The organism is Novosphingobium sp. NPDC080210 (assembly GCF_050281025.1).
Taxonomy (GTDB): Bacteria; Pseudomonadota; Alphaproteobacteria; order Sphingomonadales; family Sphingomonadaceae; genus Novosphingobium.
This window is the reverse complement of the sequence record NZ_JBNNWL010000001.1, coordinates 1,091,786-1,108,941: the sequence shown is the minus strand read 5'-3', so window position 1 is coordinate 1,108,941 and position 17,156 is coordinate 1,091,786. Positions and strand designations below refer to the sequence as shown.

13 protein-coding genes are annotated in these 17,156 nt (G+C 64.4%); 7 read left to right on the top strand and 6 right to left on the bottom strand.

Going from position 1 to position 17,156, the window contains the following annotated elements; all coding sequences use genetic code 11:
• Positions 1 to 7 precede the first annotated feature (7 nt).
• A complete protein-coding gene (acs, locus tag ACQKOE_RS05320; RefSeq protein WP_427511854.1) occupies positions 8 to 1,945 on the bottom strand; it encodes an acetate--CoA ligase in 1,938 nt (645 codons plus the stop codon).
• A gap of 189 nt (positions 1,946 to 2,134) precedes the next feature.
• On the opposite strand from acs, the gene ACQKOE_RS05315 reads away from it, so the two are divergent.
• The 3 genes from ACQKOE_RS05315 (at position 2,135) to ACQKOE_RS05305 (ending at position 7,228) form a co-directional block, all read left to right on the top strand.
• The gene (locus ACQKOE_RS05315; protein WP_427511853.1) at positions 2,135 to 3,562 is read left to right on the top strand and encodes a DcaP family trimeric outer membrane transporter; all 1,428 of its coding nucleotides are present in this window, start codon (positions 2,135 to 2,137) and stop codon (positions 3,560 to 3,562) included.
• A gap of 23 nt (positions 3,563 to 3,585) precedes the next feature.
• On the top strand, positions 3,586 to 5,268 hold the full coding sequence (locus tag ACQKOE_RS05310) for an MFS transporter (RefSeq protein WP_427511852.1): 1,683 nt from the start codon (positions 3,586 to 3,588) through the stop codon (positions 5,266 to 5,268).
• 88 nt (positions 5,269 to 5,356) lie between these two features.
• Positions 5,357 to 7,228 (top strand): AMP-binding protein, encoded by a 1,872-nt coding sequence (locus tag ACQKOE_RS05305; RefSeq protein ID WP_427511851.1) that lies wholly within the window; start codon positions 5,357 to 5,359, stop codon positions 7,226 to 7,228.
• Positions 7,229 to 7,475: 247 nt separating this feature from the next.
• Here the strand turns inward: ACQKOE_RS05305 and ACQKOE_RS05300 are convergent, their stop codons facing one another.
• The 3 genes from ACQKOE_RS05300 to ACQKOE_RS05290 are packed head-to-tail and all read right to left on the bottom strand — an operon-like array spanning position 7,476 to position 10,616.
• Positions 7,476 to 9,098, bottom strand: coding sequence for an MDR family MFS transporter (locus ACQKOE_RS05300; protein WP_427511850.1), 1,623 nt, complete (start codon positions 9,096 to 9,098; stop codon positions 7,476 to 7,478).
• A gap of 8 nt (positions 9,099 to 9,106) precedes the next feature.
• Positions 9,107 to 10,180, bottom strand: coding sequence for an HlyD family secretion protein (locus ACQKOE_RS05295; protein WP_374590969.1), 1,074 nt, complete (start codon positions 10,178 to 10,180; stop codon positions 9,107 to 9,109).
• Positions 10,173 to 10,616: a MarR family winged helix-turn-helix transcriptional regulator gene (locus ACQKOE_RS05290; RefSeq protein ID WP_427511849.1), complete on the bottom strand. Its 444-nt coding sequence runs from the start codon at positions 10,614 to 10,616 to the stop codon at positions 10,173 to 10,175. Before ACQKOE_RS05290 ends, ACQKOE_RS05295 begins: the two co-directional genes overlap by 8 nt.
• A gap of 121 nt (positions 10,617 to 10,737) precedes the next feature.
• Between ACQKOE_RS05290 and ACQKOE_RS05285 the strand changes: the two genes are divergently transcribed.
• The 4 genes from ACQKOE_RS05285 (at position 10,738) to ACQKOE_RS05270 (ending at position 15,352) form a co-directional block, all read left to right on the top strand.
• A complete protein-coding gene (locus ACQKOE_RS05285; RefSeq protein WP_427511848.1) occupies positions 10,738 to 11,715 on the top strand; it encodes an NAD(P)H-dependent flavin oxidoreductase in 978 nt (325 codons plus the stop codon).
• A 24-nt stretch (positions 11,716 to 11,739) separates the two neighbouring features.
• A complete protein-coding gene (locus ACQKOE_RS05280) occupies positions 11,740 to 12,990 on the top strand; it encodes an acetyl-CoA C-acetyltransferase (RefSeq protein ID WP_374590962.1) in 1,251 nt (416 codons plus the stop codon).
• 176 nt (positions 12,991 to 13,166) lie between these two features.
• Positions 13,167 to 14,552, top strand: coding sequence for an FAD-binding oxidoreductase (locus tag ACQKOE_RS05275; RefSeq protein ID WP_427511847.1), 1,386 nt, complete (start codon positions 13,167 to 13,169; stop codon positions 14,550 to 14,552).
• Positions 14,553 to 14,563: 11 nt separating this feature from the next.
• The gene (locus ACQKOE_RS05270) at positions 14,564 to 15,352 is read left to right on the top strand and encodes an enoyl-CoA hydratase/isomerase family protein (RefSeq protein ID WP_427511846.1); all 789 of its coding nucleotides are present in this window, start codon (positions 14,564 to 14,566) and stop codon (positions 15,350 to 15,352) included.
• Between the two features lie 159 nt (positions 15,353 to 15,511).
• Here the strand turns inward: ACQKOE_RS05270 and ACQKOE_RS05265 are convergent, their stop codons facing one another.
• Positions 15,512 to 15,865 (bottom strand): endonuclease domain-containing protein, encoded by a 354-nt coding sequence (locus tag ACQKOE_RS05265; protein ID WP_427511845.1) that lies wholly within the window; start codon positions 15,863 to 15,865, stop codon positions 15,512 to 15,514.
• Positions 15,866 to 15,934: 69 nt separating this feature from the next.
• Positions 15,935 to 17,095, bottom strand: a complete 1,161-nt coding sequence (locus ACQKOE_RS05260; RefSeq protein WP_427511844.1) for an L-lactate dehydrogenase — start codon at positions 17,093 to 17,095, stop codon at positions 15,935 to 15,937.
• Positions 17,096 to 17,156: the final 61 nt, after the last annotated feature.

Sequence of the window (17,156 nt, the reverse complement as noted above, 5' to 3'; positions counted from 1 at the left end):
CCCCGGATCAGGCGGCAGGCCGGTTGGCGAGCAGGTGATCGACCACCGACGGATCGGCCAGAGTCGAAGTGTCGCCCAGGTTGCTCACGTCATTCTCGCCAATCTTGCGCAGGATGCGGCGCATGATCTTGCCGGACCGGGTCTTGGGCAGGCCCGGGGCGAACTGGATCACGTCCGGCGTGGCAATCGGGCCGATCTCGTGACGGACCCACTGGACCAGCTCCTTGCGCAGGGCCTCGTCCGGTTCGACATTGGCATTGGTCGTGACGAAGGCATAGATGCCCTGGCCCTTGATGTCGTGCGGCATCCCGACCACGGCGGCTTCAGCCACCTTGGCATGGGCAACCAGCGCGCTTTCGATTTCCGCCGTGCCCATGCGGTGGCCCGAGACGTTGATCACGTCGTCGATCCGCCCGGTGATCCAGTAATAGCCGTCCTCGTCCCGGCGGCAGCCGTCGCCGGTGAAGTACATGCCCTTGAAGGTCGAGAAATAGGTCTGGAAGAACCGTTCGTGATCGCCCCAGACGGTGCGCATCTGCCCCGGCCAGCTATCGGTAATGACCAGGCAGCCATCGCCCGCACCGTGGATTTCCACCCCTTCGTTGTCGACCAGCATCGGCTTTACGCCAAGGAAGGGCCGCGTGGCCGAACCCGGCTTGAGCGCGGTCGCGCCGGGCAGGGGGGTGATCATCACCCCGCCGGTTTCGGTCTGCCACCAGGTATCGACGATCGGGCAGCGGCTATCGCCGACGACTTTGTGATACCATTCCCAGGCTTCCGGGTTGATCGGCTCGCCCACCGAGCCAAGCAGGCGCAGCGACTTGCGGCTGGTCTTCTTCACCCATTCATCGCCTTCGCGCATCAGGGCGCGCAGGGCAGTGGGGGCGCCGTAGAATATTTCGACGTCGTACTTGTCCACCACCTGCCAGAAGCGGCTGGCATCGGGATAGTTGGGTACGCCTTCGAACATCACGGTCGTCGCGCCGTTCATCAGCGGACCATAGACGACATAGGAATGACCCGTGACCCAGCCGATATCGGCGGCGCACCAGTAGATCTGCCCGGGGCGGTAATCGAACACATATTCATGCGTGATCGAGGCCCAGACCGAGTAGCCGCCGGTCGTGTGCAGCACGCCCTTGGGCTTTCCGGTGGAACCGGAAGTGTAGAGGATGAACAGCGGATCTTCCGCGTTCATCTCCTCCGGCGGGCAAACCGTGGACTGGGCAGATGCTTCCGCCCAGTCCACGTCGCGACCCGGCACCATGGCCACTTCGGCTCCGGTGCGGCGCAGGACGATGACCGTCTCTACGCCCGGACAATGGGTGATTGCTTCATCGACATTGGCCTTCAGCGGCACCTTCTTGCCGCCGCGCAGGCCTTCGTCGGCGGTCAGGACGATCTGGCTGTCGCAGTCCTGGATGCGGCCGGCCAGCGCTTCGGGGCTGAACCCGGCGAACACGATGGAGTGGATCGCCCCGATCCGGGCGCAGGCCAGCATGGCGACGGCCGCTTCGGGCACCATCGGCAGGTAGATCGTGACGCGGTCGCCCTTCTTCACGCCCTTGGCCTTGAGCAGGTTGGCGAACTGGCACACCTCGCCGTGCAGCTGGGCGTAAGTGATCTTGCGCCCCTGATCGGTCGGCTCGTCCGGCTCCCAGATGATCGCGACCTGATCTCCGCGCGTCGCCAGGTGGCGGTCCAGCGCATTGGCCGACAGGTTCAGCGTGCCATCGGCGAACCACTTGATGCCGAAATCGGCCTCGTTGAAGCTGGTTTCCTTGACCTTGGTGAAGGGCTTGATCCAGTCGATCCGCTGCGCGTCCTCGCGCCAGAACGCTTCAGGATCGTTCACCGAACGGCGGTACATGTCCTGATAGCGTGCATCGTTGACCAGCGCCGTTTCGGCCCATTCCGCTGGCACTGGATAGATCGCTTCGCCCACTGCTGGGTCCTCCTCCAAATGATTCCCGGCCATCATGGCCTTTGGGCAATTCCTAGCCAATGGCGAACCGGGATGCGAGTATAGACAAAGGTCGTAGCCCTAAGACCTAGATCGCTCTGCTGCCACCGCCCCGCAAGCGGCATTGTCCAACGATCCCGGATTCGAACCGGGGATGGAGGAGAGGGCAAGATGACGAAAACAGGAAGGGCGCTGATTGGCGGGCTGATGGCTGCATCGGCGCTGGTCGCACCTGGGATCGCCTGGGCGAAACCATTGTCGGTCGAGGCGCGGCTGGAGCGGCTGGAAGCCGAAATGAAGGGCCTGCGCGGCGATCTGGAAGCCACCCGGGCAGAGAACGATCAGCTCAAGCAGCGCGCGCAGCAGGCCGAAGCCCGCGCCGCCCTGGCCGAAGGGCAGGCTGCCGATGCCAGCAAGCGCGTTGCGGCGATCGAAGCGAAACCGGCGCCTGCACCGGCTCCGGCCCCGGCAGACGGGTTCAAGTCGGGCAATACGCAGATCAAGCTGGGCGGCTATATCAAGCTGCTGGCCTCCAGCACCCGCTACAGCGACGGCGAAGTGGCGACCAATTCCCTGGGCCGCGATTTCTATCTGCCGCAGACCATTCCGACCGGCGGGCAGCCAGCGGTCAGCGATACCGACTTCACGGCCAAGCAATCGCGCTTCTGGCTGAACCTCGACAGCACCGTCGCGGGCAAGGCAGTGAAGGGCTATCTGGAATTCGACTTCCAGACCTCGCCCGGAACCCAGGGCTCGCAGCGCACGACCAATGGCTACAACCCGGCGCTGCGCCGCGCCTATATGCAGATCGACCGCTGGACCTTTGGCCAGGACTGGACGACCTTCCAGTACACCGGCGCCCTGCCGGAAAGCACCGATTACGTCGGCGGCGCGGAAGGCACGGTCTTCGTTCGCCAGCCGCTGATCCGCTACAGCGCGCCGCTGGGCGGCGGAGCCACGCTGCACCTCTCGGCGGAAAATCCTGAAAGCGGCACGGCCTCGCTTGCCTCGCCCACCCTGGTTGAAAACGGGGATGACCAGTTGCCCGATTTCGCGGCACGCCTCGCTTGGGCGGGCAAGCGCGGAGAGCTTTCGCTGGGCGGCCTTGCCCGGCAGGTCCGCGCGGAAAGCCTGGGCAACAGCGCCGAGGCGGGTGGCTATGGCGTTTCGCTGGGCGGCAAGCTGTTCCTGAACGATGCCAAGAGCGGCGATGCTCGCGTCATGGTCACCTATGGCCGCAACATCGGACGCTATGTCGGCCTGAACTTCGCGCCCGACGCCATCCTGCTGACGGCCACCAACAAGCTTTCCTCAGTCAACGTCTTCGCTGTGATCGGCGCGCTGCGTGTGCCGCTGGCCAGCGGGGTGCGGGCCAACCTAATGGGCAGCTTCCAGAATGTCGACTATGCTGACGCCTTGGCCAAGACCGATATCGCCACCTTCAACAAGAAGGCTTGGAGCGCGGCGGCTAACCTGTTCTACTCGCCGGTGAAGAACATCGACCTGGGGGTCGAGTATCGCCACGGGGAGCGCGAACTGGTGAACGGCGCAGACGGAACGACCAACCGCATCGACGTGGTCGCCAAGTACAGCTTTTAAGGAATAACAGAGGGAGAGGGACGATGGAGTTCCATGAATCCGCAGCCGACGTGGCTGCACTGCCAAAGCATCACGCACCAACACAGGACGAGAAGCTGGTCATTACCGCCAGCTCGCTCGGCACCGTGTTCGAATGGTACGATTTCTATCTCTACGGCCTGCTGGCTACGATCATTTCCGCCCAGTTCTTCTCGGGCGTGAATGAAACGACCGGGTTCATCTTCGCCCTGGCCGCTTTCGCCGCGGGCTTTGCGGTGCGTCCGTTCGGCGCGCTGGTGTTCGGGCGGATCGGCGACATGGTCGGGCGCAAGAATACCTTCCTGGTGACCATGGGCCTGATGGGCCTGTCCACTTTCGTGGTCGGCCTGCTGCCCAGCTATGCCTCGATCGGAGTCGCGGCTCCGGTCATGCTGCTGGCCATGCGCCTGCTTCAGGGCCTGGCCCTGGGCGGTGAGTACGGCGGCGCGGCGACCTATGTTGCCGAGCATGCGCCGGAGAACAAGCGCGGCCTCTATACCAGCTTCATCCAGACCACGGCGACGCTGGGCCTGTTTGCCGCGCTACTGGTCGTGATCGGGACTCGCACGATCATTGGCGAAGAAGCCTTCAAGGACTGGGGCTGGCGCGTGCCGTTCCTGGTTTCGATCATCCTGCTGGGCGTGTCGATGTGGATTCGCCTGCAGCTGAACGAAAGCCCCGTTTTCCAGAAGATGAAGGAAGAAGGCACCACGTCCAAGGCGCCGCTGACCGAAGCCTTTGGCCAGTGGAAGAATGCCAAGTGGGTGCTGATCGCGCTGCTGGGCGCCGTCGCCGGTCAGGCAGTGGTGTGGTACACCGGCCAGTTCTACGCGATGTTCTTCCTCGAAAAGACGCTGATGGTTGATGGTGCCACCACCAACATCCTGATCGCTATCGCGCTGGGCATCGGCACGCCGTTCTTCGTGTTCTTCGGCTGGCTGTCGGACCGCATCGGCCGCAAGGGCATCATCCTGGCGGGCTGCGCTCTGGCGGTGCTGACCTACTTCCCGACCTTCAAGGCCCTGACCAGCGCGGTCAACCCGCAGCTTGCCGCTGCCCAGGTGAATGCGCCGGTTTCGGTCGTGACGAATGGCAACGAATGCTCGCTGCAGTTCGACCCGGTGGGCAAGAACAAGTTCGACAGCAAGAGCTGCGACATTGCCAAGGCGCTGCTGGCCAAGTCGGCCGTCAGCTATACCTCGGTCGAGGCTCCGGCAGGTACGGTTGCGCAGATCCAGATCGGCGACCAGACCTTCACCGCGCCCGATCCGGCCAAGGTGACGGGTGAAGAGCGCAAGGCCGCGATCAAGGCCTTCACAGATGAGGTCAAGGCGGCGCTCGCCACTGCTGGCTATCCGACCAAGGCCAACCCGGACGAGATCAACAAGCCGCTGACCGTGGCCCTGCTGACCTACCTCGTCCTGCTGGTGACCATGGTTTACGGCCCGATTGCGGCGCTGCTGGTGGAACTGTTCCCGACGCGGATCCGCTATACCTCGATGTCGCTGCCCTATCACATCGGCAATGGCTGGTTCGGCGGGTTCCTGCCCACCACCGCCTTTGCGATGGTCGCGGCAACGGGGGATATCTATTACGGTCTGTGGTATCCGATCGTGATTGCCGGTCTGACCGTGATCGTGGGCCTGCTGTTCCTGCCGGAAACCTTCCGGCGCAACATCGACGCCTAAACGACTACCCAGGAGAGCGCCGCGCCTTGATCTCGATCAGGGCGCGGCGTTACCCGTTTGATTAACGATCCCTTCGAAGGAGCAGGCAATGAGCGAAGCCTATCAGCGCGCCTGGCGCGACAGCATCGAAAACCGCGAGGCCTTCTGGCTCGCCGCTGCTGAAGGGATCGACTGGATTACCCCGCCGCAGGCCGCCTATGCCGATGATCGCGGCTGGTTCCCAGGCGGGACCATGAACACCGCCTACAATTGCATCGACCGGCACGTGGCGGCAGGGCGCGGCGATGCCGTGGCGCTGTCCTATGACAGCCCGGTCACCGATACGGTGCGCACCTATTCCTATGCCCAGCTTCAGGACGAAGTGGGCCGGGTTGCGGCCATGCTGGCCTCGCTGGGTGTGGGCAAGGGCGACCGGGTGATCATCTACATGCCGATGATTCCCGAAACGGTCTTTGCCATGCTGGCCTGCGCGCGGCTGGGGGCGATCCATTCGGTCGTGTTCGGGGGCTTTGCTCCGCTGGAACTGGCCAAGCGGATCGACGATGCAACGCCCAAGGTCTTGCTGACCGCAAGCTGCGGGATCGAAGGCGCGCGGACCATCGCCTACAAGCCGATGGTGGACGAGGCGCTGGACCTGGCGGCGCACAAGATTGACCAGGTCGTGGTGTTGCAGCGCGACCGCCTTGCTGCGGACCTGACCCCGGGGCGGGACCATGACTGGATGGAGCTGCGTGCGGCGACTGCGGCCAATCCCGTACCGCCCTGCGCCGAACTGGCGGCGGACGATCCGCTCTACATCCTCTACACCTCGGGCACGACCGGCACGCCGAAGGGCGTGGTGCGCGAAAACGGCGGCCATGCCGTCGCGCTGTCGTGGTCGATGGCCAATATCTATGGCATTGGCGTGGGCGATCCGTTCTGGGCGGCCAGCGACGTGGGCTGGGTCGTGGGCCACAGCTACATCGTCTATGGCCCGCTGCTGGCCGGGGCGACGACCGTGCTGTTCGAGGGCAAGCCCATCGGCACGCCCGATCCGGGCACCTTCTGGCGGGTGATGAACCGGCACGGGGTCAAGACCTTCTTCACCGCGCCGACCGCGATCCGCGCCGTGCGCAAGGAAGACCCGGAGGCGAATTTCCTGAAGGAAATCGGCACCGGCGATTGCCGCGTGATCTTTCTCGCTGGAGAGCGCGCCGATCCCGATACTATCGCCTGGCTGGAGGAAAAGAGCGGCCTGCCGGTGATCGACCACTGGTGGCAGACCGAGCTGGGCTGGCCGGCCATCGCCACCTGCTTTGCCCTGGGCGACCTGCGCCGCAAGCGGGGCAGTGCAGGCTTCCCGGTCCCGGGTTACGAATTCGCCGTGCTGGACGAGGCGGGGGTGCCCTTGCCGCATGGCCAGAGCGGGGCCGTGGCGATCAAGGCGCCGCTTGCGCCTGGTGCCTTCCGCACGCTGTGGAACAATCCGGCGGGTTTCGAAAAGAACTTCGCCACTTTCCCCGGCTGGTACGAAACCGGCGATGCGGGCCATTTTGACGAGGAGGGCTTCCTCAACATCATGGGCCGCACGGATGACATCATCAATGTCGCCGGACACCGCCTCTCCACCGGGCAGATGGAGCAGATCGTCGCCAGTACGGACGGGGTCGCGGAATGCGCGGTGATCGGCGCGGACGATGCGATCAAGGGAATGATCCCGGTCGCCTTCGTGGTCGCCCGCGCAGGCGTGGCCGATGAAGCGGCGCTGCATGGCGCGGTAATCGCGGCGGTCCGGCACGAACTGGGCGCGGTTGCCGCGCTCAAGACCGCCTACATGGTCCCGCAATTGCCCAAGACCCGCTCTGGCAAGATCCTGCGCAACCTGCTGCGCAAGATCGTCAATGGCGAGGACTTCACCACGCCCCCGACCATCGAGGACCCGGCGGTTCCGGACCTGCTGGTGCGGGCGGTGCGGGGGTAAGGGATAGCGATCCTACCACTCACCCTGAGCCTGTCGAAGGGTGACCTTGCGCGACCCGGCTTCGACAGGCTCAGCCTGAGCGGGGTTTGAGAAATCCTCACGCAAAGGCGCGAAGGCGCGAAGATCTTGGTCGCGGCGCAACCCCTTTGCGGTCTTCGCGCCTTTGCGTGAAATTCTTGGAAAATCACCCTCGTTATTGCGAGGAGCGCAGCGACGAAGCAATCCAGGGCGGTTAACCAGTCCCGCCTCAGTGCGGCAGGTCGACCGGTTCGTCCGCCTGCTGCTTCGGCCCCGGCGGCATCAGGTTGGGGCGGCGCATCAGGAAAACGAAAGGAACGACCGCCAGGGTCATCCACATCATCAGGTAGAAGTCGTTGATATAGGCGATCATGGCCGCCTGCCGGTTCACTTCGGCATCGACCATCCGCAAGGCGGCCTCGCCCAGAGTCTGGAAGCGGTCGACGGTGGAAAAGTCGATCACCTGGACGAATGAACTGGTCACATGGGCGGCCAGGTCGGAATGCGCGATCTGGAGATTGCGGGCCAGGAACGTGGTGACGATCGAAATGCCGATGGACGAACCGATCGAGCGGGCGAGGTTCAGCACGCTCGATCCGTCGGTGCGCAGAGCCGGGGGCAGGGTGGCAAAGGCGCTGGCATTCATCGGGATGAAGATCAGCCCCATGCCCAGACCCTGGACAAAGCCTGACGTGGCAATGTGCAGATAGTCGGTCTGCAAGGTCCAGTGCGACATTTCCCATAGGGATGCGGCCGCAATGACAAAGCCGGTGCCAATCAGAATGCGCGGATCGAATCCGCGCCGCATGATCCAGCCGGAGAACTGCATGGTCAGCAGTGTGCCCACGCCGCGCGGCATCAGCGCCTCGCCCGTGTCGATCACGCCATAGCCGAACAGGCGCTGCAGCATCGGCGGCAGCAGCGCCATGGTGGCGAACATCACCACCCCGATGCTGACGCTGAAGAAGGTCGCGTAAAGGAAGTTCGGATCGGCAAACAGCGAGCGGCTGAACAGGGCGTCCTGGGTCGTGGTGAAGTGGATCACGGCCATCCAGGCGGTGGAAAGCGCGAGGAACAGATAGACCCAGGCCTCGGCGGATTCGAACCAGTCGATATGGTTGCCCCGGTCGAGCAGCAGCTGGATCGAGGTCAGCATGATCCCGACCATGGCAAAGCCGGACAGGTCGAACTTGCGTTTCACGATCGGGCGGGACGGCAGCAAGGCGGCCATGATGGCAAAGGCAATCGCCCCCAGCGGCACGTTGACGTAGAACACCCAGCGCCAGTTCCAGTTCTCGGTCAGCCAGCCGCCTAGGATCGGCCCCATGATCGGGCCAATCATGATTCCCATGCCCCACATCGCCATCATCTGCGGCTGGCGGCTGGGCCGGTTGGTGTCGATCATCGCCGCCTGGCTGAGCGGTGAAATGAACGCTCCCGCCGCGCCCTGAAGCGCGCGGAAGATCACCATTTCCGTGATGTTCTGCGCCATGCCGCACAGCATCGAGGCGATGACGAAGCCGACCACGGAAAAGATGAACAGGCGGCGCGAACCGATCTTGTCGGCCAGCCAGCCGGTAATCGGCATGGCCACGGCGACCGCGACGATATAGCTGGTCAGCACCCAGCTGACCTCGTCCGAAGTCGCGCCAAGGCTGGATTGCATGTGCGGAATGGCCACGTTGGCAATCGTGGAATCGAGCACCTGGATCAGCGACGCCGTCATGATCCCGACCGCCAACAGTAAGGGGTTGGAGACCGGCAGCAGGGCGACGTCCTGTTCTGGCGCGAGTCCGGGGCGACCCGTGGCAGGTGGCGACTTGCGGGCAGGGCTGGCGGCGGCGCTGGCCATGTTCCTGCCTAGAGCTTGCGACCGTCGGTATAGACCGTGACGTGGGTCGACAGGCCGGAAATCAGCGGACGCGGGCTGGGTTCATCCAGGATGATCCGCACCGGCACGCGCTGCGTCACCTTGACCCAGTTGCCCGTGGCGTTCTGCGCCGGAAGGACGGAGAATTCGCTGCCGGTTCCGGCACCGATCGAGCTGACATGGCCTTTCAGCTTCAGGCCGGGATAGGCATCGAAATGAACCCGCGCTGCCTGGCCGATGCGCATGTCGCCAAGGTCCGTTTCCTTGAAATTGGCTTCGACATAGGCGGTGCCGTCGGCAACCAGAGTGAGTACCGGCACGCCGGAAATGATGTCCTGCCCGGCCTGGAGGCGGTCCGCCTGTCCGACAATGCCTGAAACCGGCGCGCGGACTTCGGTGCGGCGCAGGTTCAGTTCGGCCACGCGGCGCTGGGCCGTGGCAGAGGCGACCTGCGGATAGACCCCGGGAAGCTGGCTGCCCGAAGCCAGCTTGGCCGCCGCTTCGTCGCGCTTGGCCTCGGCCAGGCTCAATTGCTCCTGCGCGACGCTGACCTGGTGCTGGGCAGCTTCATAAGCGGCCTTGGTGGTAAAGCCCTTCTTCCATAGCGCTTCCTGGCGCGCCAGATTGGAGCGGGCAAAGGCGATGTTTTCGCGCGCGGCGGAAATGTCAGCCCCGGACAATGCGCTGGAATTGGCAGCGGCAATCTCGCTCGCCTGGGCATTGGCAATGGCCGCATCGGCCTGGGCGATCTGGATCTGGAACGGCTCCGGGTCGATCCGGAACAGCAGGTCGCCCGCTTTGACGTGCTGGTTCTCTTTCACCATGACGTCAACGATCTGCCCACCAACCTGGGCGCTGACCGATACCTTGTCTAGGTGGACATAGGCATTGTCGGTGCTGACCTGTCCTTGCAGGCTTTGCCAATAGACCAGCCCGCCAATCAGCAGGGCAATCGGCAGCGACAGCATCAGGCCCAGCCGCTTCCAGTTGCGTGGGCTCTTGGCAGGCGTTGTTTCGGCTGCGCTGGCGGCGCTTTCGGCCAGCTGGGGATCGGCTTCAGCCATGGTTTACCTCGGGCAGGGGGCGAAGGTTGGAAAAGTTCTCGCGGATGGATTCAAGCATCTGGCCCAGCGCCTCGCGCTGCTGGGGTTCAAGCCCGGCCAGCATTTCGTCTTCCAGACCGGTCAGGGAATCGCGGACCTGGTCAATCACGCAGCGGCTGCGGTCGGTCAGGAACAGGCGCCAGGCGCGGCGGTCGGCCGGATCGCGGCGACGCTCGATCAGCCCTGCTTCCTCCATCCGGTCCACCATGCGGGTGAGCGAGATCGGCTCAACCTCAAGAAGTTCGGCGTAATAGCCCTGGTTCTCCCCCTCGGTCACGTGGAGGATCAGCAGCAGGCGGGCCTGCCGGCTGGTCATTCCCAGCGTCCGCACCCGCGCGTCGAACGCGCGGCGCAGCAGGCGCGCGCTGTCGGACAGCAGGTAGGGGAGACTCAGCATGTCACCCATATAATAGACATGCTTAATTTAAGCAATATCGCAGCGAGCCGCAGGTTCCTCATTGCCAAATTTAACTGATCGGTTAAACCGCGACTCAAAGCAATCCAGAGAGGAGGCCCCAGTGGCAATCAAGACCCGCATTACTGAACTGCTCGGCATCGAACATCCTATCGTTCAGGGCGGGATGCAGTGGGTGGGCACGGCGGAAATGGCCAGCGCCGTTTCCAATGCCGGGGGCCTGGGCATCATCACCGGGCTGACCCAGCCGAGCGCCGAGGCTCTCGCCGCTGAAATCGAACGCTGCAAGAGCATGACCAACAAGCCCTTCGGCGTGAACATGACCGTGTTTCCCGCCATCAATCCGCCGGATTACAAGGCTTACACCCAGGTCATCATCGACAGCGGGGTAAAGATCGTCGAAACCGCAGGCACGCCCGCCGTGCGCGAACTGTGGGAAATGATGAAGCCTGCCGGCATCAAGATCCTGCACAAGTGCACCGCTGTTCGCCATGCCCTATCGGCGGAAAAGGCCGGGGTGGACGTGATCTCCATCGACGGGTTCGAATGCGCCGGGCATCCGGGGGAAGACGATATTCCGGGCCTGATCCTGATCCCCGCAGCGGCGGACAAGGTGAAGATTCCGCTGCTCGCCTCGGGCGGGTTTGGTGATGGGCGCGGTCTGGCCGCAGCCCTGGCGCTGGGCGCCGAGGGTATCAACATGGGCACCCGCTTCTGCGCCACGGTCGAAGCGCCGATCCACCAGAACTTCAAGCAATCGATGGTCGATCATGACGAGCGCGACACCGCGCTGATCTTCCGCACCTTCCGCAATACGGCCCGTGTGGCCAAGAACGGCATCGCGCAGCAGGTTGTGGCCGCTGAAGCCGAAGGCAAGCCGTTCGAAGCCGTGGCCGAACTGGTCAAGGGCGTGCGGGGCCGCGAAGGCCTGCAAAGCGGCGATACCGAACACGGCATCTGGACCGCAGGCATGGTCCAGGGCCTGATCCACGACATTCCGACCTGCCAGGAACTGGTCAGCCGGATCGTTGCCGATGCCGAAACCATTATCCGCCAGCGCCTTTCCGGCATGCTGGCCTGATCGTACCCCTAAGGAGTAACTGACATGGCCGAAGCCTATATCATCGACGCAGTCCGCACCCCGCGCGGGATTGGCAAGCCGGGCAAGGGCGCGCTGTCGCACCTGCACCCGCAGCACCTCGCCTCGACCTGCCTCAAGGCAATCCGTGACCGCAACAACCTCGACACCAGCACGGTGGATGACATCATCTGGTCGACCTCCAGCCAGAATGGCAAGCAGGGCGGCGACCTGGGCCGCATGGCCGCGCTGGCCGCCGGCTATGACATCTCGGCATCGGGCACCACGCTGGACCGCTTCTGCGGCGGCGGCATCACTTCGGTGAACCTGGCGGCGGCCACGGTCATGTCGGGCATGGAAGACTGCGTGATCGCGGGCGGTACCGAAATGATGAGCTTCACCTCGTCCTATGGCGCGGAACTGGCCAATGCCGGGATCAAGCCGCTGGGCATGGGTTCGGGCAACCGCGCGCTCGATGAAATCCACCCGCAAAGCCACCAGGGCGTCTGCGGCGACGCCATTGCCGCGCGCGAAGGGATCGACCGCCAGGCGCTCGACGCGCTGGCCCTGGTCAGCCAGGAACGCGCTGCCCGCGCGATCAAGGAAGGCCGCTTCGACAAGTCGCTGGTCACTGTCTACAACGAAGACGGTTCCGTGGCGCTGGATCACGAGGAATTCCCCCGCCCGGAAACCACCATGGAAGGCCTGTCCTCGCTGAAGGCCAGCTTTGACGCCATGGCCGATTTTGACCTGGGCGGCGGGGTGACCTTCAAGAAGCAGATCCAGCGCGTCTATCCCGAACTCGACTGGAAGGGCGTGCACCATGCCGGCAACTCGTCGGGCGTCGTCGATGGCGCTGCTGCGATCCTGATCACCAGCAAGGAATATGCCGACAAGCACGGCCTCAAGCCGCGCGGCCGCATCGTCGCCTATGCCAACCAGGGCGATTGCCCGACGCTGATGCTCAACGCCCCGGTTCCGGCGGCGAAGAAGGTGCTGGAAAAGGCTGGCCTGAAGAAGGACGACATCGACCACTGGGAAATCAACGAGGCGTTCGCCGTCGTCGCGGAAAAGTTCATCCGCGACCTCGATCTTGATCGCACCAAGGTGAACCCGAACGGCGGCGCCATGGCGCTCGGCCACCCGATTGGCGCGACCGGCTCGATCCTGATCGGCACGGCTCTGGACGAACTGGAGCGGACCGGTGGCCGCTATGGCCTGATCACCATGTGCGCCGCTGGCGGCATGGCTCCGGCGATCATCATCGAGCGGATCTAAAGGGAGCGGCAGGCCAGCTTTGGCCTGCCTCGCTCTTGGCCGTTCGTCCTGAGGAGCGGCTGAGCGAAGTCGAAGACGCGTCTCGAAGGACTGCCGTGCAGCGCGGTGGTTCGAGACGGGGCCTTCGACAAGCTCAGTCCCCTCCTCACCACGAACGGAGTAGGAGATAGGCGGCAATGACCGAAATCCTCCAGCAAATCGCCCAGATCGTCGGCCCCCAGGGCCTGTTGACCGGAGAGGACGTTTCCGGTCGCGCTGCCGATTTCATGGGGCTCAGTCACGTGCAGGCGAAAGCCATCGTGCGCCCGGCCAGCACGGCGGAGCTTTCTGCGGTCATGAAGTTGTGCCACGCCGCCGGGCAGACGGTGGTACCGGCGGGCGGCTATACCGGGCTGGTCCACGGCGCGGATTGCCAGCCGGACGACATCCAGATTTCGCTGGAACGGATGCGCGGGATCGAGGCCATCGACCCGGTGGGGCGGACCATGACCGTGGGCGCGGGCTGTCCAGTCCAGACCGCGCACGAAGCGGCGGCCGCGGAGGGCCTGAAGTTCGCGGTTGACTGGGGCGCGCGGGGCACGGCCACTATTGGCGGGGGCATTTCCACCAATGCGGGCGGCAACTCGGTCGTGCGCTATGGCATGATGCGCGACAACGTGCTGGGGATCGAGGCCGTGCTGGCCGATGGCACGGTCATCTCCGCCATGAACAGCCTGCTGAAGAACAACGCGGCCTATGATCTGAAGCAGCTGTTCATCGGCACCGAAGGCACGCTGGGCATCGTTACCCGCGCCGTGCTGAAACTGCATTCCGCGCCGCTTTCCAAGAACACCGCGCTGCTCGCCTGCGAAAGCTTTGACGCGGTCCAGGCGCTGTTCGTCCACGCGGGCAAGCGGCTGGGTGCGATGCTGACTTCGTTCGAAGTCATGTGGAACAGCTTTTACCAGTTGATCGCGGTGGACGAGGGCACCCACAACCCGCCGCTGCCCGGCGGGCATGGCTATTACGTGATTGTCGAAGCCAGCGGCACCGACCAGGCGCGCGACGCCGACCTGTTTGAAGCCGTGCTGGGCGAGGCGCTGGAGCAGGGCATTGCCTTCGACGCGGTGATTGCCGCCAGCGAGGGCCAGGCCGCGCAAATCTGGGCGATCCGCGACGATATCAAGACGCTGTCGCTCCGTACCCTGCCTGCGGTTACCTTTGATGTCAGCCTGCCCATCGTGGCGATGGACGGCTATGTCAAAGCGCTGGAAGCCAGCGCGCGCGAGGCTTTTGGCGAGACGATGAAGCTGGTGGTCTTCGGCCATATCGGCGATGGCAACCTGCACATCATCCTGGGCGCACAGCCGTTCACGCCGGAAACGCGGCACCGGATCGAGGAACTGGTCTATACCGCCCTGGTCCCGCATCGCGGCTCGATCAGCGCCGAACACGGCATTGGCCTGGAAAAGCGCGACTGGCTGCAAATCACCCGCTCGCCCGAAGAGATCGCGCTGATGCGCAGTCTCAAGACCGCGATGGACCCGAAGAACATTCTGAACCCCGGCAAGGTACTGGCATAGGAGAGCCCCTGATGAGCGCGATGATCTTCGAAATTTCCGACCACATTGCGACCATCACGCTCAACCGGCCGGAACGGATGAACACGATCTCGTCCGCCATGCTGGATGAATTGACCCGCACGCTGGTTTCCGTGAACGAAAACCCCGATGTGCGGGTGGTGATCCTGACCGGAACGGGCCGCGCGTTCTGCGCCGGGCTCGACCTCAACGAAGCCTCCAGCGGCGAAGGCATCGGCGGCAAGGATCGCCGCCCGCCCGAAACCATCGACCTGCGCAACACGCCGCCCACCGTGCTGTTCGCGATGGACAAGCCGGTGATCTGCGCGCTCAATGGCTCAGCTGCGGGCTATGGCATGGACCTGGCGCTGGGCTGCGACATCCGCATCATGGCCGACAATGCCAAGCTGGCGGCGGCCTTCGTGAAGCGCGGGGTGGTGCCCGAAAGCGGCGGCACCTGGTTCCTGCCGCGGATGCTAGGCTGGGCCAAGGCGGCGGAAATCATCTTCACCGGCCGCACTTTGAACGCCGCAGACTGCCTGGCCGAGCGGCTGGTCAACAAGGTCGTTCCCGCCGATAGCGTGGCCGCCGAAGCCCGCGCCATGGCCCTGGAAATCGCCGCCAACGCCCCGATGGCCGTCCGCGCGTCCAAGCGCCTGATGCGCATGGGCCTGGACGAAACCTTCGATACCCACGTTCAGCACGTCTACCTGCAATTGTTGCCGTTGTTTGCCAGCGAGGATTTCGCCGAGGGCGTGAAGTCGTTCCTGGAAAAGCGTCCGGCGGCGTTTACGGGGCGATAGGTTCAGATACTTCCGGCTGCGCCAATAGCCCCTCCGTCAGCGCTTCGCGCTGCCACCTCCCCATGGCCTGCGGCCACAGGGAGAATTGCTTCGAACCTCCCCGTTGCGCAGCAATGGGGAGGGGGACCGCTTTGCGCAGCAAAGTGGTGGAGGGGCTGCTTAGCTATCGCCTTTGCACAAACGGATCAGCGCATCGGCGACTTCAGCCGGTGACGCCAGCACGTTGCGCGCGGCGATACGCACCACCTTGTAACCTTGTGCTTCCAGCCATGTTGTCCGCTGGCCATCGCGTTCCGGCCGATCACCCATGTCATGGGCGATCCCGTCTATCTCGAAGCAGGTCTTCGCTGATGGGCAGTAGAAATCCACTACGAAACGACCAATCGGATGTTGCTGGCGGAACTTCAGGTCTGATTGCCTGAGCTCTCGCCACAACAGCACCTCTGGCAACGAGCGCTCCTTGCGCAGGGTTCTGGCTTTCAGGACGGTTGCTCTGGTCGTCTGTCGCGCCATTTGCCCCTCCGTCAGCGCTATGCGCTGCCACCTCCCCATGGCTTGCCGCCACAGGGAGGGTTTACCGAATTACAATAACACCCCGCGCCCCACGTCGCGCGCGTTGATGGCGCCGGACAGGCCCAGGGCCGTGCGCATGTCCTGTTTGACCAGGCCGAGATAGCGGGACAGAGCTGCTTCTCCGCCTGCCGCCAGGGCCATGACCCAGGGCCGCCCGACCAGCGCTGCCTTGGCGCCCAGGGCCAGGGCGCGGACGAGGTCCTGGCCGCTGCGGATGCCGCCATCGACCAGCAGGGTCGTATCGCTGCCCACGGCATCGGCGATGCGGGGCAGCATGGTGGCGGTGGAGGCGACACCGTCCAGCTGGCGCCCGCCATGGTTGCTGACGATCATCCCGTCCGCGCCCACGGCCACGGCCTGCCGGGCGTCGTCCGTATCGAGAACGCCCTTGAGCACCAGGTTGCCCTTCCACACCTGCCGCAGCCACTCGATGTCCTTCCAGGTCACCGAAGCGTCGAACTGCGTGCCGGTCCAGTGCAGGTAATCGCGCGGGTTCTTTGACTGCTTCACGTACATGGCAATATTGCCGAAGCCGTGCGGTCCGCCTTTCAGGCCTACGTCCCAGGCCCAGCGCGGGTGGAGCAGCCAGTCGAGCGGGCCAGAGCGGAGCCGTCCCCACGGGCCAAGTCCGCCCGCCATGCCATTGCGGATGTCGCGGTAGCGCGTGCCAAGGACCGCAAGGTCGATGGTAAAGACCAGCGTCCGCACGCCCGAATTCCAGGCCCGGCCCAGGATTTCCTGCACGATGCCCCGGTCTTTCAGCATGTAGAGCTGGAACCAGGCGGGCCGGTCGCTCACCGCGCCGACTTCCTCCAGCGTGCAGATGCCCACGGTGGAGAGACAGAAGGGAATGCCCGCCTTGTCCGCCGCCCGCTTGGCCTGCACTTCGCCGCGCCGCGCGCTCATCCCGCCCATGCCGATCGGGGCCAGGACCAGCGGCAGGGCGAGCTGCTCGCCGAACAGGTCGACCGAACAGTCCATGCGCGAGGCATCGCGCAGCACCTTCTGCGTCAGCTGCACCGCCTCCCAGTCCGCCGTATTGCGCCGTAGGGTCACTTCCGCACCCGCGCCGCCGTCGATGTAGTCGAACAGGAAGCGCGGCAGCCGCTTTTCCGCTGCGCGCCGGAAATCGGCGAAGCTGGCGGGAAGAAGGTTGAGGGAATCGCCCATCGTTCAATCCTTGCTTAGGCGCTAATTGGCCCGCTCACCCTGAGCCTGTCGAAGGGTCGGT